Source organism: Kitasatospora sp. NBC_00070 (assembly GCF_045041205.1).
Classification (GTDB): Bacteria; Actinomycetota; Actinomycetes; order Streptomycetales; family Streptomycetaceae; genus Kitasatospora.
Genome location: NZ_CP108248.1, coordinates 360,714 through 381,291 on the forward strand (window position 1 = coordinate 360,714; position 20,578 = coordinate 381,291).

A 20,578-nucleotide genomic window follows, 5' to 3' on the forward strand; every position below is an offset into this window, starting at 1 on the left:
AGCGGCCGGCGGGCGGGACTGTGGCGTGAGAATGGGGAGATCTCCGATGACACTCGCCGCACGAGCCTCGCGGGAGGCACGATGACCGGTCTGCTGGGATGGTCCAGCCGGTGGCTTCGGCTGTTGCGGGCGCCGAGCCCCGGGCGCAATGCGCTGTACCGTCCGGTCGACCGGGCACGTCATCGCCTCACCCTGTTGCTCTTGGGGCTGCTGGCGTTGGCCGTCGCGGCCTCGGTCGCGACGGCGGCGGTCGTTCTGCGGTCCGCACACGCTGAGGCCCAGGCGGCAGCGGCACATTTGCGTCCGGTGGCAGCTGTCGTGCTCTCGGCCCCGGAGGCGCCACCGGGGCCGGCCGTATCACCGGGGCCGGTTCCCGGTCACGGGCGCGCACAGGTCTCCTGGACGGCCCTCTCGGGCCGGCCTGTCACCGCTTTGGTCTTTGTCGCGATCGGTACCCAGCCCGGGGCGACGATCGGCCTGTGGGTGAACGACGCTGATGTGCCGACCCATGCCCCCCGCACGGACGCCGAGCTGCGCATCGGTGCCTTCACCGTCGGCGTCGGCGTCATGATCGGCCTGTCTCTGTTTCTGGCGGCTCTTCACATGGTGGCCGCCCACCATCTCCAGCACCATGCCGAAGCCCTGTGGGAGGCGGAGTGGGAACGCGTGGAACCGTGGTGGTCCGGGCGTACACCCGGCCCGCCCGGGTGACCTGCCGGTCTGGACGCCGCTGTCATAGGCCAGGGCGGCGAGTCGGCCGGTACTGGTGCGGGAGCGGGTTGCGGCCGCAGGCCGTGGATCGCTTGAGGCGGGGAGAAGCCCGGGAGACCAGTGGGTGTTGCGGGTCGGCGCACGGCGGGCGGAGCGGTGGCGTCGCATCGGCTGTGGCGGGGCCGGTTGGCGGAGTGGTGCGGGTGGCCGTGGCTGCAGTCGGCCGGGTCCCGAAGGCGGGTTTCCGCGAAGGTGCGTACCGGTTCAACGGCTCACGCAGGTGCGAGGACCGGACGACAGAGCTCCCGTTTCGCGGAGTCGGGCCGCGGCCCGACTCCAAGGAGTGGAGAGGCACGGCTGTGTGCTGCCGACAGATCGTCAGCAGCACCTCTGCCGCCGGACCTGTCCCGGAGAATGATCGACTCCGGATTTTCGCGACGGGTGTCGGCCTGGACACAGTCCGGGGCTGGGGACGGCCCGCCGGGGTGGCGTGGAGGACTGTGCCGGAGCGCGGGTGCGCTGGCACCTCCCGGGGCGAACCAGGCCTTGGGCCGGCTTCCCGGCGGCGGACTGCAGGCCATCGCCCCGACGAACGGTTCGGCCTATTTCGCCAGCCCGGTGGCGCCCAGCCACTTGCTGACGAAACCTTCGACCAGTTCGTCAATGCTCTGCAGAATGACGCCCGGTTCCCGAACGGGCACCGGTGGGCGGCGAATCACCCGGTGCGCCACAACGCTCTCCGGCAGCATCGGGTCGCACTTGAAGTCCCGAACCAGGGCGTCGTAAATGGGGGTGTTCGAAGTAATTTCCATCACCTGGTCTGTGGTGGTACGGGCTTCGCGGCCACCATCGGGGGTGTGGTGGCCGCGAAGCCCAGCTTTTGGTTTTCCTGTCGACCATATCCGAACAGTCGAGTGAAAATCAGGTCGCACGGGAGATATGAGCGCGATCTGAGGTTCTGCAAGGAAGGGCCGCAAATCCTCGCCTGTAAATCCGGAGCAGGCTGGGCAGCGCTGATATCACTATCGGCGCCATCGAGACTGCCACGCGGACGACGGGGGTGCCGAAGCACGCACGAGCGGTTCCGCACCGTTGCTACGACCGACAGCCTGGCACTCGGCCCCGACCGCTCACCACATGCGACGGGGCAGTTGTCCTCCGATGCACCGCCGTGCCGAAACCGGCCGCCCTCCCGCTTTCTCCGCGACGGGCCTCACCCCGGCGGTAGGGGCCTTAAGTGCCTCGACCAGGCTCGTTGCCACGTCGCCACCTGGCCTACTGCAGGGGCGCGCAGCCGACGTGCCGCCGCTGGCTGGGGCTCTCGCCTCCCCAGACGCCGTGGGACGAGTGGAAGGTGCGCCCCAACGCACGACACTCCACCAGCAGGGGGCAGACGCTGCACCACGAGGCCGCGTAGCGCTGGCCTGACGGGTCCTGGGTGAACCACAGTTCGGCGTCCATGCTCTGGCAGGGGATGTCGGACTTCGGGAACTTCAGGAGTTGCTGATAGAAGCCCACCACACCTGGACGGGGGGCAGTGGAAACGTCGGGCCTTGTCACAACGCCACATCCATTTCTCAGCTGTGCGAAGAATCGCGGCCACCGAACACCACAGACTCGCGGGACCTGGGGATGGGCTTCCGAATCCGGTGGCCGGTTCGCTGGAAACCCCGTGGCTACGACGATCACCCGCCTGGCAGAGGAGGGTATCCGGGCGCCCGTTGTAGTGGAGCCCGCCGGATCTCGGCGGGCGTCCCCACGGACACGGTCACGGCGAGACGGGTGCACCTCGCTGATCAGCGCCTTTCCCTCCAGGCGGTGCGACCAGGCTAGATCTCCACCGGCCACACTCCTAGGAAATTGAGCATTTCCTGAGCCAGCAAAATTCGACGGCGGCCCTTGCACCGGGCCCTCCGGCCCCCGGCAGTGGACCTCACGGGCGCAACACCCCGCCCGCACAGACTCCAACTCTGCCCCTTAACCCATTGGTCCATAGCCGACAAAAGGGTACGAATGACTCCATGACCCGAGTCCGAAGCAGACTGAGCGCACGCAGCGTGGCAGGGCAGGTTTTCCTCCTGCAACTGCTCCTCGCGCTGCTCCTGATCCTCGGTGCCAGCATCGGCAACGTCTTGCAATCGCGCACGGACTCCGCCGACGAGGCGCACAACCGCTCACTCGCCGTGGCCCAGACGTTCGCCGCCGCGCCGGGCATCGTCGCCGCTCTCCGCTCCCCCGACCCCACCGCAGTCCTCCAGCCGAGAGCGGAGCAGGCCCGGACCGCCTCCGGGGTCGACTTCGTCGTGGTGCTGAGCACCAGCGGCATCCGCTACACACACCCACTGCCAGACCGGATCGGCAAAGTGTTCGTCGGTACCATCGCGCCCGCGCTCGCCGGACAGCCCGTCACCGAGACCATCGACGGCACCATCGGCCGGCTCGTCCAGGCCACCGTCCCGGTCACCGACGATGACGGACGCGTGGTCGGCCTGGTCTCCTCGGGTGTCCGGATCAGCCAGATCAGCGCCACCGCCGACCGCCAACTGCCCATTCTGATCGGCGCGGCCGCCGCCGCCCTGATACTCGCCGCAGGCGGCGCCTTCCTGGTGAGCCGGCGTCTGCTGCGGCAGACCCACGGCCTCGGCCCGACCGAGATGGCACGGATGTACGAGCACCACGACGCCGTGCTGCACGCCGTCCGGGAAGGCGTCCTGATCGTGGGAGCGGCCGGCCGGCTGCTGCTCGCCAACGACGAGGCACGCCGCCTGCTCAGCCTGCCCCCGGAGAGCGAGGGCAGCCGAGTGAGGGGGCTCGGCCTCGACGTTTCGGTCGTCGAACTGCTCGCCCCCGGCCGGGAGGTCACCGACGAGGTGGTCACCTCCGGGGACCGGCTGCTCGCCGTCAACGTCCGCCCCACCGACCGCGACGGCGGCCCTCCCGGCTACGTCGCCACCTTCCGCGACACCACCGAGCTGCTGATGCTCACCGGCAAGGCTGAAGCCACCCGCCGCCGGCTCGCCCTGCTGTACGGCGCCAGCAGCCGGATCGGTACCACCCTCGATGTCATCCGTACCTGCGAGGAGCTCGCCGACGCCCTCGTCCCGAGCTTCGCCGACTACGCCTGCGTCGACCTCGCCGAGCCGGTCCTCACAGGCCAGGCACCCGGGCCCGGCCTCGCCGCACCGCTACGCCGCACCGCCATCTCCGGCATCACCACCGCCCCGCCGTTCCTCTCCGCAGGCACCGAGATACCCCTCATCCCCGGCACTCCCCGCGCTGCCGCCTTCGCCCACGGTCACGCCGTCCTCGAGAACGACCTCACCGGGGCCCTGCGCCTCTGGGAGGACAGTCACCCCGAGGTCGTCGCCACTGTCCGTGCCAACAACGTCCATTCCCTCATCGCCGTGCCACTCAGGGTCGGTGGTGTGGCCCTCGGCATCGCCACCTTCTGGCGCTCCCGCCCTGACGCCCCCTTCGACGAGGAGGACCGCTCGGTCGCCGAGGAGCTCGTCGCCCGGGCAGCGGTCTGCATCGAGAACGCCCGCCGCTACACCCGTGAGCACGCCATGGCCGTCGCCCTCCAGCACAGCCTGCTGCCCGGCCGGCTGCCCGAGCAGTCGGCACTCGACGTAGCCTTCCGCTACCTACCCGCTCAATCGGGCGTGGGCGGCGACTGGTTCGACATCATCCCCTTGCCCGGCGCCCGAGTCGCCCTGGTTGTGGGCGACGTGGTCGGCCACGGCCTGCACGCCGCCGCCACCATGGGCCGCCTGCGCACCGCCGTGCACAACTTCTCCTCCCTCGACCTGCCGCCCGACGAACTCCTCAGCCACCTCGATGTCCTGGTCAGCCGCATCGACCAGGACATCGATGACGGGACCGCGAAGAACGACACCCCGATCACCGGCGCGACCTGCCTGTACGCCATCTACGACCCCGCCTCGCGCACCTGCACCATGGCCAGGGCCGGCCATCTGCCGCCCGTTGTCGTGCACCCTGACGGGCACGTCGACTTCCCCGACCTGCCTGCCGGGCCGCCACTCGGTCTGGCCGGTCTGATCGGCCTGCCCTTCGAAACCGCCGAGATCCAGCTGCCCGAGGGAAGCCGTCTGGTCCTCTACACGGACGGCCTCATCGAATCCCGCGGCCGCGACATCGACGTCGGCCTCGACCTGCTACGCGACGCCCTCGCCCATGCTGGCCGCAGCCCCCAGCAGACCTGCACGGACGTGCTGGCCGCTCTGCCCCCCGGCCAGCCCACCGACGACATAGCCCTCCTCGTCGCCCGCACCTGTGCCCTTCCCGCCGATCACATCGCGGTCTGGGACATCCCCTCGGACCCCGCCGCCGTCGCCGGCATCCGCGCCGCCGTGACCCGCCAGCTCGAACTCTGGAACCTCGAGGACCTGACCTTCGCCGCCGAACTCGTCCTCAGCGAACTGGTCACCAACTCCATCCGCTACACCAAGGGCCCCATCCAGCTCCGGTTGCTCCACGACCAGTTGCTGATCTGCGAGGTCTCCGACGGCAGCTCCACCTCACCCCACTTGCGCCATGCCGCCGACACCGACGAGGGCGGCCGCGGCATGTTCCTGGTCGCCCAACTCGCCGACCGGTGGGGCACTCGCTACACCACCACCGGCAAGGTCATCTGGGCCGAGATCTCGGGAACCCTCTACTGAACGGCTCCACCGTGTGAAGCCGTTCAGGCCGGCAACCCCCTTCAAGACCTGGCTGAGCTGAAGTTGTGGGGCGACGGCCGTCCGCAGAGTCCGCTCGGCCCCGCGATGAAGCGCAAGGGGCTGGCTGAAAAGGCGATACATCGCAGTTCCTGTCGGAACCGGCCGCGGCCACCGGCCCCGGGGGCGATGGTGCCAAGCAGTCGATCGGGCGGGGAGAGGGCACGTGAGCTCGCCTCCTGCACCGAACCGGCTCCGCGCTCCGGAGCTGGACAACGTCCGCGCGGCCCGTCGGCCGGAGAGTCCGCCGCCGTCCCTGCACCACGGTCGGCGCTCCGAGTGGTATGCCATACCTCGGCGACATACCGGGCCCTGCTGCCAGAGGATCCGGTGGCCGAAACGGAGGGGATTCCTGAGATGACGTTGCCGCACTACAGCTATGCCGAGGCGGTCGCGACGGTCGAGGGCGGTGATGGTCCGTACGACCCGGATGAGTGGGCGGCCGGCAGTGACGGCGGCCTGCTGTTCGCCGCCTTCTACTACCGGCGCGGCGTGACCGCAGGCGAGCCGGTGCCGGGCTCGCCACATCCAGCTCACCGGGCCGCCGCCCGGTGGGTCACGGGCGGGCGGGGATGCCGTCGGAGGGTGATGCTCCCTCCGGTGGCCGACCCCGCGTTGTGGCCGTACGGAATAGCACTGTCGTGGGACTCGGTGGACGGCTGGGCCTGGGCCGAGCTGGTCAACGAGTGGTCCGAGGTCGACGACCACTGGGTTCCGCTGGCCGTGCCGGTGCTGGCTTCACCGGCCTCGATCCGACAGATCGTGGCCTCCCTGTTCACCAACGGTGCCAGTCGGCCGGAGACGGCCTCCGAAGAGTGGGCGCCGCACCGCCAGGAGCCCTCGGCCGACTGGCTCTCAGTCGGCTGCCTGACTGGAGGGACGGCCCGGGCGATCGAAGTTTGGCGCTCCCCGCAGACGGCGAGGCCTCTGCGGCTGGCTCTGTTCACGTCGTAGGGCGTCGTTTCGACGGCAGTTCGGGAGGCGGTGCCTGGGCTGGACGCTCACGAGAACGGGCACCACCTCGGGTGGCGACCGGGAAGACACCGGCTGCCGCCGCCCGGGGCACAGGGCAAGCGCCGGCTACGGAGGCGGTTGGCAGCGACCACCTCGCCCTTGCCGGGCGTCGGGAGATGACTCCCGTTCTCTTGGGCATCGGCCCCGCCAGTCAGCGGATGCCTCCCGAAGTCGTGACGAACCGACTCCCGCAACTGGTGAACAGGCCACTGCGGCCCTCTGGCATCCGGACGCTCCGCCTCCCTGCCGACCTGCTGCCATGGCCGGACAGCTGAAAGCCGCCATGGCCACTCGGCCCACCGGTCGGCGGCGGCCGAGATCGTGCCCGTGGTGCATTGCCGGACAGACCTTCTGGCAGGGATGGCGCACGAACCGATCAGGGTGGCAGGCTGCCGCCCGTAGTGGCTCCGCTCCCTCACGCGCCTTCACGCGGCGCCTGCCCTTGACGGCTGGAGGGTGGCGCACGGGGGACTGAGGGGGCGGCTGGGGGCCGGCCCAGGCCGCATCCCGCGCTCTCCAGCACCGGGCCCAGGCGGCCCTGCCCGCCCGCAGGCAAGCCGTTGGCGGGCTCCCTCGCGCGTTGTAGGAGGTACCCCTGTGTTCATCGCTCATCGGCATCCCGCCGACCGTCCCGGTGTGGACCCCGATCCCGACGCGATACTGCGGGTCACCACGGTCGACGTTCCCGGGCAGGCCCGGGTCGTGCGCTTGGCCGGCGAGACCGGTCTCGCCCAGCGCGACCGCTTGGGCCAGGCCCTGGCCGCCGCGTTGCGCGAGCCACCACCGCTGCTGGTGGTCGACCTGTCAGGACTCGCCTTCTGCGACTCGACCGGCCTCAGCGCCCTCATCCGGCTCCGTCTCGCCACGGAGGACGTCGGCACCACTCTGGTGCTCGCTGCCCCGAGCCGGCCGGTGATCCGGCTGATCAGAAGCGTCTGCGCCGAGGAAATGTTCGTCGTTCACGGCAGCATCGCCGCCGCACTGGCCGGCACGGGGCGGGCGTGAACGGATGAGGGACGGCCGGAGCCGGCCCGAGACTGGCCGGCATCGCGGCTGCGGTCGGATGCAGCCGCGATGCCGGCCACGGTGTCAGCCCGCGGTGAGGTCCTGGAGCACATCCCTGCCGAGAACCGCTGACGCAGCCACCACTCCGCCCACGATCGCACCGCTGACTCCGGCGGACACGGTGTCCTGGCCGGTGAGAAAGAGGTTCGGAACGGCGGTGCGGGTTCCGAGACGCCGGTCCGCGTAGCGCGCCGGGGTGTGAGCGAGCGACATGAAGTCACCGTGCTCGCGGCCGAGGAAGTGGTTGAAGCTGACGGGGGTGGCCAGCTCCATGTGGTCGATGCGGCCTTCCAGTTGCGGGCAGAACCTCAGGACCTGCGCCAGGAGCTCCGCGCTGAGGCGCTCCTTGAGCTCGTGGTACCCGGGCCCGCGGTTCATCCATGCCGTACCGGCGTAGGGCTCGAACAGCTTCCACGTGGTGAGGCCGCAGATGTCCACGGTGGTGCGGCCGGGATGACGCTGGTCCCACTGGGGGTCTTTGGCGGAGGGGAAGGAGAGGAAGTACAGGGGCATCGGGAGGGTCTCGGGGGTGGCTTCGTAGGCCGCGAAGCGAACGTCGATGTCGGCGTCGGCGTGTGCCCAGATGTTGCCTCCGCCGAGCCCGAGCTCGCCGATCGGCGCGTTGACACCGATGTTGAGGACAGCCCAGGTGAGGGATGGTCCGATGGCCTTGCAGGCGTCCTGCAGCCCGTCCATGCCGACGCCGGACGGCAGCAGCTTCGTCGCGGTGTTCAGTGCACCGGCATCGCTGATGACGACCCGCGCCCGGAACTCGCGGCCGTCGGCCATGGTGACACCGCACGCCTCGCCCTGGTCGGTCAGGAGGACCGAGGTGACCTCTGCGGCGACCAGGAGCGCTCCCCCCGCGTTCCGGATGACATCACCGATCGTCTCCGCCAGCCTGCCCGATCCGCCGACCGGGTAGCCGGCACCGTCGATGTAGTGGCGGACCAGCATGGCGTGCATCCCGAAGGAGGCCCGGCCCGGAGTCATGGAGTAGTCCCCGAAGTGCCCGCACAGGACCGCCCTGAGCTCCTCGTCGTCCGTCAGTTCGCTCAGCACGTCGGTCACGGTCCGGTCGGAGTAGCGCCGGAACGGGGCGCACATGTCCTCGTAGAGGTCGTTGGCGAGGGGCTCGGGGAGGCTCCGTTGGGCGAAGAACGCCTTCGCGCTGCGGTTGACCTCGAAGACGAGGTCCACGTAGCGGTCGATCGCCGCGGCCTCCTTCGGGAAGTAGCCCTTCATGCGGTCCCGGAAGGCTGCCGCGCCGGAGGGGATCTCGTAGCTGCGGTCACCGATGACGATCGTGTTGTACACATCGGGCATCCGCTCCCAGGTGAGCTGACCGCCACTGATGTGGTCGAGGATCCGGCGCAGGCCGCTGTGCGGGCGGTGGACCTCTCCGATGTAGTGCAGTCCGGCGTCCCATTCGTACCCGGCGCGCCGGAAGGCCTGGGTGGCCCCGCCGGCCGTGCTGTGCCTCTCCAGGACCAGGACACGCTGCCCGTCCCGGGCCAGAAGGGCGGCGGCCGTCAGCCCGCCGATACCCGAACCGACGACGATCGCGTCCCACGAATCTCCGACTGCACTCCGCCGGTAGCTCTGCCCCGCGCCCATGTGCGACCCCTTCACCTGGCTTCGATAAACCGAAGTCAGGCTAGCCGGGCGGATATAGTGACGGCAAGACAGCTGATGCGGAGACCACGTGACACACGAACCCGACCGTTCGGCGTCTCCCGGCGGAGGCCCGGCGGCATGGGACCGGAAGGCGTGGGATCTGGCACCCGACTCGGTCGCACTGGCCCTGCAGGTGATGAGCCCCCGCACGGCGGGCATGATCATGCGTGAGGCCTTCTACGGGACCCGCCGGTTCGAGGACTTCCTGAGCCACATCGATGTCAGTACCGGTGTGCTCGCTGCCCGCCTCCGCGAACTGGTCGAGGAAGGGATCCTGGAGAAACGTCCCTACCAAGAACCGGGGGCCCGGGTCCGCGACGAGTACCACCTCACCGACAAGGGCCGCAGCATGCTGCCCGTCCTCGTCGCGCTGATCGACTGGGCCGACCGCTGGCTGGGCGAGCCGGCTGGCCCGACGGTGATCTTGCGCCACCGTGACTGCGGTGCCCCCGTCACGGCAGCCGTCGTCTGTGCGGAGGGACACCGCGTAGCCGGACCGCGGGACGTACTGGCGACTCCTGGGCCCGGGGCACAGCCGACGCCCGGCCGGCCGGACTGACCGCAGCCGTCCGGCCGGCCGCAGGCGGGCGAATCCGCAGGGCGCGGCGATCGCCGGATCAGGGCTTCCGGAATGCGTTCACGCCGGTGAGCTCGGCGGAAAGGGCCCACAGCCGCCCGGCTTCCTCGGGGTCGACCGCGTGGGAACGCACTCCAACGGCGTTGCCGTCGGCAAGCGGGGCGACGTCGCAGTCCTGGAGGTAGAGGCCTCCGGTCCGCGCCAGTCGCGGTGAGGTGGCCGCCCAGACTTGGGTGGCGGCGCCTTGCTCAGGGGTCTTGAAGGCGGGATGGACATTCCCCTCGACGTCGATCCAGCCGCGATCCGTCATCTCTTCACGGGTCAGGTACCTCTGCAGGGGAGTCATGATCGCCCCCGGATCGACCGCGAACGCCCTGACCCCGTGGTCGCGCCCCAGCGCGTCCAGGTGGGCGGCGAACAGCGCGTTGGCGGTCTTGGACTGCCCGTAGGCGAGCCAGTTGTCGTAGCTGGTCCCGAACATGACGTCGTCCCAGCGGATCGGGGAGATCCGGTGCCCGGACGAGCTGAGGGCGACCACGCGCGCGCCGCCGTCGGCCTCGAGTGCCGGCCACAAGCGGTTCGCGAGGGTGTAGTGGCCCAGATGATTGGTGGCGAACTGCGCCTCCCAGCCCGGGCCGACGCGGGTCTCGGGCATGGCCATGACGCCCGCATTGTTGATCAGGATGTCGATGGCACGGCCGTCGGCGGCGAACCTATCCGCGAAGGCGTGCACGCTGGCCTGGTCGGACAGGTCCAGTCGGCGTATTTCGACCCCGCCCACCGCGTCGAAGGCCTCTGCGGCCGCCTCGGGGCGGCGGACCGCGACGATCACCGTGGCACCCGCGTTCAGGAGTGCGTGGGACGTCGCCAGGCCCAGGCCGGAGTTGCCCCCGGTCACGATGGCGAGTCGGCCCTCGAGGTCGATGCCGGCCAGGACTTCGGCCGTCGTGCTGCGTGCCCCGAATCCGGAGTCGATGGGCTGCTGTACTGACATGGCCGCCGTTTCTGTGTTGTGGGTCGCCCCGAGCAGGGGCCGATGGGGCGGGTTGATGGCGCCCACACGCTAGCGGGCGTCGACCTGGTGCGCCGGGAGCCTGGCCACGAAAGGTGGCAGTCGATGATTTCGGCCGGTCCGACCGGGGTGACCGCGTACCCCCGCAGGGTTCTCCCCGCGCGGGCTGTGCCGGACCAGCCGTGGCGTGTCGAAGCGGGACGCGGTTGCCGCTCCGGGGTGCGCGTCGGCGGGAGGACGGGTTCGGCGGTTCAGCGGTTCTGGGATGACTGGTCCCGGTGCTGGTGGGCCGCGACGTGAGACGGGCCGCACGGGCTGGGCGAGCTGTGACGCTCACCCGATTCCGTACGGCCCTTCTCAGCCCCCGACTCCCGATTTCACCCAGGGCCGTACGGTCGGCCGCTGCCCGGGACGGTCAGCGGGCGTGAGCCCGGCGCCTGGTAGGTGTGCGCCGGTTCGCGCCGCGGCGGCTCCGACCCTCGATCCGCTTGGCGAGCGCCGTGAGCAGGAGGCACAGTGCGATGTAGATCGCCCCGATGATGATGGTGACCGGGATGTACGGGTAGCCGTCCGGGGTGGCCGTGTTGCTGGCGATCAGCTTCCCGACGTAGAGCAGTTCGGGGTAGGTGATGATCAGGCCGAGCGAGGTGTCCTTGAGGGTGACCACCAGCTGGCCGATGATGGCCGGCAGCATCGAGCGGACCGCCTGCGGGACCAGGATCGTCAGCATCACCTGGGTCTTGCGCAGGCCGAGCGCGTAGGCGGCCTCGCCCTGGCCGCGCGGCACGGCGTTGATGCCGGAGCGGATGATCTCGGCCTGGACCGAGCCGTTGTACAGGGTCAGCCCGATCACCAGGCCCCAGAACGGGGAGGTGGTGAAGAGCGACTGGTACAGCGCGAAGATCATGATCAGCAGCGGCATGGCCCGGAAGAACTCGACCACCGCGCCGCACACCGCGCGGACCGGCTTGTGGTCGGAGAGCCGGCCCGCCGCGAACAGCGCGCCGAAGACCAGCGAGAGCACGGCCGCGGTGGCGAACGCCTTCAGGGTGGCGACCAGGCCGTCGGCCAGCTTCTGCTGGACCGCCTTGTACTGGAACGGGTCCCACATCGCGGCGGTGAACTGGTTGGCCTCGTCCAGGCTCCGGTAGACGTACCAGAGCAGTCCGAGCAGACCGATTCCGGCCAGCACGCCGAGCACCAGGTTGCGGGCCCGGGCCCGGGGGCCGGGGACGTCGTAGAGGACGCTGCTGCCGCTCATCGGGCCACCGCCAGTCGGGTTTCGAGGAAGCGGAAGGTCAGGGCGACGCAGGTGCTCACCAGGAGGTAGGCGAGCGCCACCCAGAAGAAGATCAGGTAGATGCCGTACCCGAGGTCGGTCAGGGTCTGCTGGAAGTGGTACAGCTCCGAGACGCTGAACGCACCGGCGACCGCCGAGTTCCGGGGGAGCGCGATGAACACGCTGCTCATCGGGCCCAGCACGGTCCGCCCCGCCTGCGGCAGCACCACCTGGGTCAGGGTCTGACCGAAGGTCATCCCCAGACTCCGGGCCGCCTCGGCCTGGCCGACCGGAACGGTGTTGATGCCCGCGCGCAGCACCTCGCAGACGAACGAGGAGGTGTACACGGACAGGGCTATCGCCGCGAACGTGAAGTTGTCGAAGTGCACGTTCAGGCGCGGGAGTCCGAAGACCACCGCGAAGAACAGCACGGTCAGCGGGGTGTTCCGGAAGGTGTTCACCCACACGGTGCCGAAGAGCCGCAGCACCGGGATCGGGGAGACCCGGAAGGCCGCCAGCAGGGTGCCCAGCAGCAGGGCGAACAGCGCACTCAGCGCGCTGAGTTCGACCGTCTGCAGGAAGCCGTCCCGGAACAGCGCCAAGTTTCCATGCTCGAACAGTGTGCCCATACCGGCGGCCCTCCTCTCGTTGCTTGGTTACTGGACGGGTCAGTTGGTCAGGGCCGGGATCTCCGGAGCCGCAGCGCCCGAGAGACCGAGGGTGGCGTCGTACGCCTTCTTCCAGTCACCGTTGTCCTCGTGCGCCTTCAGCGCGGCGGCGACGGCGGTCTGGAAGGCCGCGTCGTCCTTGGCGAGGCCGATGCCGTAGGGCTCCTTGGAGAAGGTCTTGCCGACCACCTTGAGCTTGCCGGCGTTCTTCGCGGCGAAGCCCTTGAGGATCGCGTCGTCGGTGGTGACCGCGTCGATCTCGCCGGTGAGCAGCTTGTCCACGCACTGGGCGTAGGTGTCGTACTGGGTGACCGGCATGACCGGCGCGTACTCCTCGATCTTCTTCACCGAGGTGGAACCGGTCGCGGAGCAGACCTTCTTGCCCTTGACCGACTCGGGGCCGGTGTACTCGGCCTTGTCCTTGAGCACCAGCAGGTCCTGGCCGGCCACGTAGTACGGGCCGGCGAAGGAGACCTTCTGCTTGCGGGTGTCGTTGATGGTGTAGGTGCCGACGTAGTAGTCGATCTGACCGCCCATGATCGCGGTCTCGCGGTTGGCCGAGACGATCGTCTTGAACTCGATCTTGTCCGGGCCGAAGCCGAGGTCGGCCGCGATCATCTTGGCGATCTCGATGTCGAAGCCCTCGCGGGTGCTGGTGGTGACGTTCTCGAAGCCCAGGAACGGCTGGTCGGCCTTGGCGCCGACGATCAGCTTGCCGCGCTTCTTGGCCGCCTCGAGGGTCTTCGAGCCCTCCACCTTGGCGTCGGTCTTCACCGTGTAGGTCGGGAGTGCGACACCGGTGTCGGCGACCGGGGCGGCCTCCTTGCCACAGGCCGCGACGGCGGTCAGGGCGAGCACGGACAGGGTTGCGGCAATGACGGGACGGGTCTTCATGGTGGGGATCTCCTCGGTCGTGGCCACGGGACGACCGGGGCCGGGAAGTTGGGAGCATGAAAGGGACTCACACTGGTCAGGCGACAGGGGCTGTCGAGAGACCAGAGGCTCAGTGGTGCAGGATCTTCGAAAGGAAGTCCTTGGCACGGTCGCTGCGGGGCGCGGTGAAGAACGCCTCGGGGGTGTTCTCCTCGACGATCCGGCCGTCGGCCATGAAGAGCACGCGGTTGGCGGCGGAGCGGGCGAAGCCCATCTCGTGGGTGACCACGACCATGGTCATCCCCTCGGCGGCCAGGCTGCGCATGACCTCCAGCACCTCGTTGATCATCTCCGGGTCGAGCGCCGAGGTGGGCTCGTCGAAGAGCATCACCTTCGGGTTCATCGCCAGCGCGCGGGCGATCGCCACCCGCTGCTGCTGGCCGCCGGAGAGCTGGGCCGGGTACTTGGCCGCGTGCGCGGCCAGCCCGACCCGCTCCAGCAGGGTGTGCGCGGTCTTCTCGGCCTCGGCGCGGGCGACCTTGCGCACCTTCACCTGGCCGAGCACCACGTTCTCCAGCACGGTCTTGTGCGCGAAGAGGTTGAAGCTCTGGAACACCATGCCGACCTCGGCCCGCAGCTTCGCCAGCTGCTTGCCCTCGGCGGGCAGCGGGCGGCCGTCGATCGTGATCGCGCCCGAGTCGATGGTCTCCAGCCGGTTGATGGTCCGGCACAGCGTCGACTTGCCGGAGCCGGACGGGCCGATCAGGACCACGACCTCGCCCTCGTGGATCTCCAGGTCGATGTCCTGGAGCACGTGCAGGGCACCGAAATGCTTGTTCACACCGCTCAGCACCACCAGCGAAGCGGCGGTGGAGTCACTGAGGTTCTCGATCATCGAGTCTGGGCTCCCTCGTGGGCTGACCCGGAGGAGCCTCCTCGCGGGTGGAGCGCGGGTCCGCGGCGCTTGGTACCTGGGAATATCCCAGGGGGTGCGTACCAAGCGGGCGGACACCAAGTGGGGTTGGTACCAGGCGGGTTGACATCAGGAGAGTGGAATCAACCCGTCCGGTTGTGCCGACGATAGGTCACCACCAATGCGGCGTCAGCGGATCTGAGTGGAACTTGAGCATCACGATCCGGCCACGTCCCAAGCCCGCCCGGACGCCTGCCCGGGCGGGCGGTGACAGAGCAGGAAGGCCGGACGATACTCCGCAGATAGGGCGACTCGACCACCACCAGCAGGACACCCCCAAGCCCTAGATCTGAGGGAGGACCAGGATGCGACTGCTGCTCGTCGAGGACGACGAACGGGTGGCCGCCGCGCTGGTCGCGGTACTCGGCCGGCACGGCTTCCAGGTCAGGCACGCCCGCAGCGGGCACGAGGCGCTGGACGCGCTGGTGCCGGACGGCAGCGACCCGTACCGGGTGGTGCTGCTCGACCTCGGCCTGCCCGACCGGGACGGCTTCGAGGTGTTCAGCCGGATCCGCGCGCACAGCGGCATCCCGGTGATCATGGTGACCGCGCGGGCCGACATCAGGAGCCGCATCCACGGCCTCAACCTCGGTGCCGACGACTACGTCACCAAGCCCTACGACATGGGCGAGCTGCTGGCCCGGATCCACGCGGTGGCCCGCCGCCACCTGGCCGCCGAACCGGTCAACCAGACCGGGCCGCTGGAGGCCCGCGGCATCGTGATCGACCGCGAACGCCGCCGGGTAAGCGTGCAGGGGCGCGACGTCCCGCTCACCCGCAAGGAGTTCGACCTGCTGGCACTGCTCGCGCAGAGCCCCGGCGTGGTCTACCGGCGGGAGCAGATCTTCAGCGAGGTCTGGCGCTCCGGCTGGGAAGGAAGCGGCCGGACTCTTGAGGTGCACATCGGTTCGCTGCGCACCAAGCTCGCGCTGCCCGGCCTGGTCGAGGCCGTCCGAGGGGTCGGCTACCGCCTGGCTGTGGAGCGATTCACGCCTGGGCCACCGTCAGGCGCCTGGCCGTCGTCAGCCGACTGGGCACCGGCCGACGACGGGACACCGGGCACCGAGCCGCCGGGCAGTGAGCCGACGGGCTCCGACTGTGCTCCAGGAAGCTGATCCCCCGTGCGATCCCGTCTGCTCGGCATCCTGCTCTCCCTGATGACCGCCGTCCTGGCCGCCCTCGGAGTGCCGTTGGGGGCCGCGATGGCCGCCGCCGAGCAGAGCAAGGTGGTGGTCGACCGGATGGACGACGCCGCCCGGTTCGCCCAGAGCCTGCCCACCCAGGCGACCGCAGTCAAGGCCGAGCCCGCCCCCGCTCCCGCTCAGGGCGACGGCGGCCGGCTGCACGCCCTGGTCGGCGAGGTGCAGCGCTACCACGAGCTGTACGGCATCAAGGCCGGGATCTTCCACCGGGACGGCAGCGCGGTCGCGGTCGCCCCCACGGACTGGCAGGTGCCCTCCGACGGTTCCGCCGCCCAGGCGTTCCAGGAGGCGATGGACGGCCGCCGCAGCACCAACCCGCCGCAAGTCTGGCCCTGGACCCCCGACCGCACCCTCACCGTGGCCGCCCCGGTGGTCCGGGACGGCGACGTGATCGCGGTGGTGATCACCGAATCCCCCACCGGCCCACTGCGCGCTCGGGTGCTGCACAACTGGATCTGGGTCGGCGCGGGCGAGTCGCTGGCCATGATCGCGGCCGTGCTGCTCTCGATGCGGCTGACCGGCTGGGTGCTGCGCCCGGTCCGCACCCTGGACCGGGCCACCCACGACATCGCCACCGGCCGGATGAACGCCCGCGTCGCCCCCAGCAGCGGACCGCCCGAACTCCGACGGCTGGCCCGGTCGTTCAACGACATGGCGGACAACGTGCTGATCGCCCTGGACCAGCAGCGGGCCTTCGTCGCGGACGCCTCGCACCAGCTCCGCAACCCGCTGGCCGCCCTACTGCTCCGGGTCGAGCTGCTCGGCCTCGAACTCCCCGAGGGCCACGACGCGGAGCTCGGCGCCGTCCGCGAGGAGGGGGTCCGGCTGGCCCGGGTGCTCGACGACCTGCTCGGCCTGGCCACCGCCGAGCACGCCCGCCCCGAGCCGGAACGGGTCGACCTGGCCGACCTGGCACTGGCCCGGATCGACGCCTGGCGGCCGGTCGCCGACCAGCGCGGCATCCGGCTCGACTGGGAGGGCCCGGCGATCGCGGTCGGGCTGGCCGATCCGATCGGGTTCGGCAGCGCGCTCGACGCGGTGCTCGACAACGCGCTCAAGTTCACCCCGAGCGGCGAGGTCGTCCGGCTCGGCGTCCAGCGCGGCAAGCGCGAGGTCACCCTGACCGTCTCCGACGCCGGCCCCGGCCTCACCGAGGAGGAACTGGCCCGGATCGGCGACCGCTTCTGGCGCAGCCCCCGCCACCAGAACGTCGACGGCTCCGGCCTCGGCCTCTCCATCGCCCGCACCCTCCTGCTGGCCGGCGGCGGCTCCCTCGAGTTCGCCCCGGTCACCCCGACGGGCCTCTCGGTCCACCTGACGGTCCCTCGGCCACGCTGACTTTTCGCAGAGCGCAGCCGTCTACGGCGTCAGGGGCTCGGGGCTCTGCTGTTGTGCGGCTCCGCCGCGTGGGCGCCGCCGGCCCCTGCAAGGTGATCGTCGCGTAGGTGGTCAGGCACTTTCGCGGTGACCCGAACGCCGGATCTCCTCGCCCACGCGGCGGAGCCGCACAACAGCAGAGCCCCGAGCCCCTGACCGTAGATGCCCGGGCCCCTGCGAAGGGTCAGGGTTTGACGGAGAGGTAGTAGCGGCGGGCGCCCTCGTGCAGGGCCAGCGGGTCGGTGTAGACGGCGGTGCGGAGGTCCACCACCTGGGCGGCGTGGACCTCCGCGCCGATCGCGTCCCTGCTGTCGATGACCGCCTGGGTCATCCGCTCCACCAGGGCCGGGTCGACGTCGTCGCGGGTGATCAGCAGGTTGGGGACGGCCAGCGTGGCCACCGCCGTCGCGGTGGGCCGGGCCTTGGGGTAGGCGTCGGCCGGGATGGTGGCGGCGCGGTAGGCGTCGGCACCGCCGCCCTCGCCCCGGCCGACCGCCTCGGCCAGGTCACCGAGCGGGACGATCCGGATCGCGAACTGGTCCGAGAGGTCGGTCAGGGCGCTGGTGGGCAGCCCGCCGGACCAGAAGAAGGCGTCCAGCTGACCGTTCTTCAGCTGGTCGGCGGCGTCACCGACGCCGAGGTTCGCGGCGGCCACGTCCAGCTCCGGATCGAGGCCGGCCGAGGCCAGCAGGCGCTTCGTCACCAGCAGCACCCCGGACCGGCTCTGCCCGACCCCGACCCGCAGGCCCTTCAGGTCGGCGGCCCGCTGCACCTTGGAGTCGGCGGGCACCACCAGCTGCAGGTAGTCGTCGTACAGCCGGGCTATCCCGCGCAGCCGGTCCCGGCCGTCGCCCCGGTAGCTGGCCACAGCGTCGGCGGTGGCTATCGCGAACGAGTCCCGCCCGGAGGCGACCCGGTCCAGGTTGTCGATCGAACCCTGCGAGTTGTCCAGCCGCAGTTCGGCCCCGGGCATCGCGGTGTGCAGGTAGCTGCGGAGCAGCTGTCCGTACCGGTCGTACACGCCTCGTTCGACCCCGGTGGCGAAGCCGATCTCCCCGCGCGGGTAGTCCGCGCGGTCGGCGGCGGCCAGCCACCAGCCGCCCAACCCGCCGATGACCAGCAGCAACGCGGCGGCCGCGCGGCCGAAACGACTGCGGGCCACCACATACAGGGGGACACACAGTCTGGGGGCCATGGGACTGCATATTGCCAGGCCGACAGCAGGAATAGGAGGGACAGAGGGGCACGGAAACGGGGCCTCCCCGCTTCCCGGAAGGGCAGGTCTACAGACGGTGGTACCCCCAAGTGAAGGGCTGCTTGACACAGGCCAGCCGCTCCGGGGTCCACCGGGACTGGTAGTCGTCCAGAACCAGCTCACCGTCGCGCCGCAGCATCAGGACGATCTCGTAGTGATATCGGAGCACCGCGTCACAGTCGAGCCGTGCCAGCAGGGCGCCCACGAGGGTGATCATGTCGTCGTCCTGCCGGCCCAGGTCCTGTTCTCTGTCGGGGCGGAAGGACACCTTGACACTGGCTGCGACCCCCAGGCGATCGAGCACCGGGTCCCACCGCTCCGGCTCGGGTGCCGCGACTCCCACCCACAACCCCCGGTCCGTTCGCACGCCGTCGCCGAGCAGTCCGTCGGCCGTGGTCAGTCCGCCCGGCCGGGTCAGCTCCCCGAGGATCGAGGAGGCTCGGCCCGCGATCTCGTTCGGGGACTCCGGCGTAGCCAGATGGAGATGGTGGGCGATGCTCACGGTTGTGTCCCTCACTGCGGCGACGTGGGTCGCCATTGTCGATGTCACGGCGTCGTGCTCCCGAGGCGGCGATTCTGCTCGCGCCGCCTCTTGGTGAACGACTGCGCGCCGGACAGGTCGCGGAGACCAGTCCCCGCCGCCATCGAGTCACCCCGTGCGGGCCCGCACCTCGACGTCTCTGACATTACGACAGAGCGGTGTCCGCAGTGATCGTCCACCCCGTACACCCACCGACTGATCCCTTGGTCGTCAGGCCTCCCTGAAGGGCACGTCAGGGAGAGCGTGCGCGGCGGAGGATGAGGGCAGGCCGTGGGGAGCGATCCCTCTCGGGTACGTCCTCGCCGCGATCGACGTCCCCGGGGATCGTCAGCAGTCCGGCCGCCTCTTGTCCCGGCGAGCCCTCCGGTAGCCATCGGGGATCGCCGGGACAAGCCGAACCGCCCGCCTCCGCTACCGGGCCCGGCCGTCCTGGCCGGGTTCACCGTCACTCGTTGAACCGTCACCCGAGAAACAGCCCCGAGCCGACGAGGCCGACGGCGCTCCTGAGCAGCCTCGACCGTGATCCCGCGAACGAGCCCCCATGCCTGACGAAACCGCATCCGCAGCGACGATGGAACCACCGCTCAAGCTCCCGTTCCCGCTGAGGCTGAACACCCATTACTCGGCCGTGCCGGGTTACCTCGAGGACTGGACGGGCAACTGGACGATCGTCCCTGAGAGGTCCCGCCGGAGCTGGCGGTCCGCGCGCTTCGACCTCTTGGTCGGCCACATGTACCCGGACGCCTTCGAGGATCTCCTCCGCATCAACTCAGAGGCGGTCCTCTGGCTCTTTCTCTACGGCGACAGGTTCGATCTCGGGCCCACCGGCCGGGACACCAGTGGGGCCAGGACCTTCACCCGCCAAGTGCGCGACATCCTCCTCGAACCGATCGCGCCGGCTCCCGTCGACCGCCTCCTGCGGTGCATCGCACGGTTCCGCTACGACCTGGACCGGGTGCCGCACCCGGGTACCGGGCGGGTCAAGCAGGCCCTGGCGGAGTTCTCCGACAGCATCCTGAGCGAACTGGCCCGCCGGAACGCAGTCGGGCCCCCGAGCGAACCGGAGTACCTGGCGAAACGCCGTCTCACCTCGGGATGGCAGGTGCTGACCGCGCTGGTGGAGCTCGACTTCCGCTACGAACTGCCGAGCGGCCTGCGGTCCTGCCCTGAACACGCTGTGCTCAGTGCGGCGGCCTGTGACATCACCTGCGCGGTCAACGACATCCTCACGCTCGGGGAGGAGGCGTCCGTGGGCGCGGAGCACAACCTCGTCATGATCCTGGCCCGGGAGAGGGGAATCCCTCTGGACGAGGCCCTCGACCTCGCACTGGGGCGGATCGCCGAGCGCCTGGAGGACTACGCCGCGGCGAAGGAGGCCTTCCTGATCAGCTCCACCGCAGACCGTGCGGGCAGCCACCGCCGGGCCCTGCGGTACGCGTCCGCTTTGGAGAGCCTGATGCGCGGCAGCCTGGACTGGAGCTTGGAGACCGGCCGCTACAAGATGGGTGTCGCACGGAGCGAGGCCTGAGACGTAGGCGGGGCCCGGGCCCGGTGCGTCGTCTGACGGGCCGTCGGCTGCAGCCGACGGCCCTCCTTCATGCGGGGTTCACGCTTG

The 20,578-nt window shown here is 70.2% G+C and carries 18 protein-coding genes; 8 read left to right on the forward strand and 10 right to left on the reverse strand.

The window, feature by feature from the left end:
- The first annotated feature begins 81 nt into the window (after positions 1 to 81).
- Positions 82 to 711, forward strand: a complete 630-nt coding sequence (locus OHV05_RS36625) for a hypothetical protein (RefSeq protein WP_405021662.1) — start codon at positions 82 to 84, stop codon at positions 709 to 711.
- 602 nt (positions 712 to 1,313) lie between these two features.
- Here the strand turns inward: OHV05_RS36625 and OHV05_RS36630 are convergent.
- Both OHV05_RS36630 and OHV05_RS36635 read right to left on the reverse strand, forming a co-directional pair.
- Positions 1,314 to 1,526: a hypothetical protein gene (locus tag OHV05_RS36630; RefSeq protein ID WP_405021663.1), complete on the reverse strand. Its 213-nt coding sequence runs from the start codon at positions 1,524 to 1,526 to the stop codon at positions 1,314 to 1,316.
- Positions 1,527 to 1,986: 460 nt separating this feature from the next.
- Positions 1,987 to 2,172 carry a WhiB family transcriptional regulator gene (locus tag OHV05_RS36635; protein ID WP_405021748.1) on the reverse strand — a complete coding sequence of 62 codons (186 nt, stop codon included), beginning with the start codon at positions 2,170 to 2,172 and terminating at the stop codon, positions 1,987 to 1,989.
- Positions 2,173 to 2,732: 560 nt separating this feature from the next.
- On the opposite strand from OHV05_RS36635, the gene OHV05_RS36640 reads away from it, so the two are divergent.
- The 3 genes from OHV05_RS36640 to OHV05_RS36650 all read left to right on the forward strand — a co-directional run bounded on the left by OHV05_RS36640 (position 2,733) and on the right by OHV05_RS36650 (position 7,469).
- A complete protein-coding gene (locus OHV05_RS36640; RefSeq protein ID WP_331730486.1) occupies positions 2,733 to 5,393 on the forward strand; it encodes a SpoIIE family protein phosphatase in 2,661 nt (886 codons plus the stop codon).
- A gap of 414 nt (positions 5,394 to 5,807) precedes the next feature.
- Complete coding sequence (locus tag OHV05_RS36645) at positions 5,808 to 6,404, forward strand: hypothetical protein (protein ID WP_331730488.1); 597 nt, start codon at positions 5,808 to 5,810, stop codon at positions 6,402 to 6,404.
- 696 nt (positions 6,405 to 7,100) lie between these two features.
- On the forward strand, positions 7,101 to 7,469 hold the full coding sequence (locus OHV05_RS36650) for an STAS domain-containing protein (RefSeq protein ID WP_405021664.1): 369 nt from the start codon (positions 7,101 to 7,103) through the stop codon (positions 7,467 to 7,469).
- A gap of 84 nt (positions 7,470 to 7,553) precedes the next feature.
- Here the strand turns inward: OHV05_RS36650 and OHV05_RS36655 are convergent, their stop codons facing one another.
- Positions 7,554 to 9,371 (reverse strand): phytoene desaturase family protein, encoded by a 1,818-nt coding sequence (locus tag OHV05_RS36655; RefSeq protein ID WP_405021665.1) that lies wholly within the window; start codon positions 9,369 to 9,371, stop codon positions 7,554 to 7,556.
- On the opposite strand from OHV05_RS36655, the gene OHV05_RS36660 reads away from it, so the two are divergent.
- The gene (locus tag OHV05_RS36660; RefSeq protein ID WP_405021666.1) at positions 9,370 to 9,765 is read left to right on the forward strand and encodes a winged helix-turn-helix transcriptional regulator; all 396 of its coding nucleotides are present in this window, start codon (positions 9,370 to 9,372) and stop codon (positions 9,763 to 9,765) included. The genes OHV05_RS36655 and OHV05_RS36660 overlap by 2 nt on opposite strands.
- 58 nt (positions 9,766 to 9,823) lie before the next feature.
- Here OHV05_RS36660 and OHV05_RS36665 read toward each other — a convergent pair whose 3' ends face one another.
- The 5 genes from OHV05_RS36665 to OHV05_RS36685 form a co-directional block, all read right to left on the reverse strand.
- Entirely contained in the window at positions 9,824 to 10,777 is a 954-nt protein-coding gene (locus OHV05_RS36665) for an SDR family NAD(P)-dependent oxidoreductase (protein ID WP_331730493.1), read from the reverse strand.
- Between the two features lie 433 nt (positions 10,778 to 11,210).
- On the reverse strand, positions 11,211 to 12,056 hold the full coding sequence (locus OHV05_RS36670; RefSeq protein WP_331730495.1) for an amino acid ABC transporter permease: 846 nt from the start codon (positions 12,054 to 12,056) through the stop codon (positions 11,211 to 11,213).
- Positions 12,053 to 12,703 carry an amino acid ABC transporter permease gene (locus tag OHV05_RS36675; RefSeq protein WP_331730496.1) on the reverse strand — a complete coding sequence of 217 codons (651 nt, stop codon included), beginning with the start codon at positions 12,701 to 12,703 and terminating at the stop codon, positions 12,053 to 12,055. The genes OHV05_RS36670 and OHV05_RS36675 overlap by 4 nt, the downstream gene beginning before the upstream one ends.
- Positions 12,704 to 12,742: 39 nt before the next feature.
- A complete protein-coding gene (locus OHV05_RS36680; protein ID WP_331730497.1) occupies positions 12,743 to 13,636 on the reverse strand; it encodes a glutamate ABC transporter substrate-binding protein in 894 nt (297 codons plus the stop codon).
- A gap of 109 nt (positions 13,637 to 13,745) precedes the next feature.
- A complete protein-coding gene (locus OHV05_RS36685) occupies positions 13,746 to 14,510 on the reverse strand; it encodes an amino acid ABC transporter ATP-binding protein (RefSeq protein WP_331730498.1) in 765 nt (254 codons plus the stop codon).
- 383 nt (positions 14,511 to 14,893) lie between these two features.
- On the opposite strand from OHV05_RS36685, the gene OHV05_RS36690 reads away from it, so the two are divergent.
- A complete protein-coding gene (locus OHV05_RS36690; protein WP_331730500.1) occupies positions 14,894 to 15,703 on the forward strand; it encodes a response regulator transcription factor in 810 nt (269 codons plus the stop codon).
- 6 nt (positions 15,704 to 15,709) lie between these two features.
- The gene (locus tag OHV05_RS36695; RefSeq protein WP_331730501.1) at positions 15,710 to 17,128 is read left to right on the forward strand and encodes a HAMP domain-containing sensor histidine kinase; all 1,419 of its coding nucleotides are present in this window, start codon (positions 15,710 to 15,712) and stop codon (positions 17,126 to 17,128) included.
- Positions 17,129 to 17,351: 223 nt separating this feature from the next.
- On the opposite strand, the gene OHV05_RS36700 is transcribed toward OHV05_RS36695, so the two are convergent.
- A complete protein-coding gene (locus OHV05_RS36700; RefSeq protein ID WP_331730503.1) occupies positions 17,352 to 18,362 on the reverse strand; it encodes a TAXI family TRAP transporter solute-binding subunit in 1,011 nt (336 codons plus the stop codon).
- Positions 18,363 to 18,450: 88 nt separating this feature from the next.
- Entirely contained in the window at positions 18,451 to 18,924 is a 474-nt protein-coding gene (locus OHV05_RS36705; RefSeq protein WP_405021667.1) for a SitI3 family protein, read from the reverse strand.
- 580 nt (positions 18,925 to 19,504) lie between these two features.
- Here OHV05_RS36705 and OHV05_RS36710 point away from each other — a divergent pair.
- Positions 19,505 to 20,491: a hypothetical protein gene (locus OHV05_RS36710; protein WP_331730507.1), complete on the forward strand. Its 987-nt coding sequence runs from the start codon at positions 19,505 to 19,507 to the stop codon at positions 20,489 to 20,491.
- Positions 20,492 to 20,578: the final 87 nt, after the last annotated feature.

Excerpts from the sequence above, each read along its gene's own strand:
- OHV05_RS36625 (WP_405021662.1), top strand. The coding sequence starts at position 82 with ATGACCGGTCTGCTGGGATGGTCCAGCCGGTGGCTTCGGCTGTTGCGG.
- OHV05_RS36635 (WP_405021748.1), bottom strand. The coding sequence starts at position 2,172 with ATGGACGCCGAACTGTGGTTCACCCAGGACCCGTCAGGCCAGCGCTAC.
- OHV05_RS36640 (WP_331730486.1), top strand. The coding sequence starts at position 2,733 with ATGACCCGAGTCCGAAGCAGACTGAGCGCACGCAGCGTGGCAGGGCAG.
- OHV05_RS36645 (WP_331730488.1), top strand. The coding sequence starts at position 5,808 with ATGACGTTGCCGCACTACAGCTATGCCGAGGCGGTCGCGACGGTCGAG.
- OHV05_RS36660 (WP_405021666.1), top strand. The coding sequence starts at position 9,370 with ATGCGTGAGGCCTTCTACGGGACCCGCCGGTTCGAGGACTTCCTGAGC.
- OHV05_RS36655 (WP_405021665.1), bottom strand. The coding sequence starts at position 9,371 with ATGATCATGCCCGCCGTGCGGGGGCTCATCACCTGCAGGGCCAGTGCG.
- OHV05_RS36665 (WP_331730493.1), bottom strand. The coding sequence starts at position 10,777 with ATGTCAGTACAGCAGCCCATCGACTCCGGATTCGGGGCACGCAGCACG.
- OHV05_RS36670 (WP_331730495.1), bottom strand. The coding sequence starts at position 12,056 with ATGAGCGGCAGCAGCGTCCTCTACGACGTCCCCGGCCCCCGGGCCCGG.
- OHV05_RS36675 (WP_331730496.1), bottom strand. The coding sequence starts at position 12,703 with ATGGGCACACTGTTCGAGCATGGAAACTTGGCGCTGTTCCGGGACGGC.
- OHV05_RS36680 (WP_331730497.1), bottom strand. The coding sequence starts at position 13,636 with ATGAAGACCCGTCCCGTCATTGCCGCAACCCTGTCCGTGCTCGCCCTG.
- OHV05_RS36685 (WP_331730498.1), bottom strand. The coding sequence starts at position 14,510 with ATGATCGAGAACCTCAGTGACTCCACCGCCGCTTCGCTGGTGGTGCTG.
- OHV05_RS36690 (WP_331730500.1), top strand. The coding sequence starts at position 14,894 with ATGCGACTGCTGCTCGTCGAGGACGACGAACGGGTGGCCGCCGCGCTG.
- OHV05_RS36700 (WP_331730503.1), bottom strand. The coding sequence starts at position 18,362 with ATGGCCCCCAGACTGTGTGTCCCCCTGTATGTGGTGGCCCGCAGTCGT.
- OHV05_RS36710 (WP_331730507.1), top strand. The coding sequence starts at position 19,505 with ATGCCTGACGAAACCGCATCCGCAGCGACGATGGAACCACCGCTCAAG.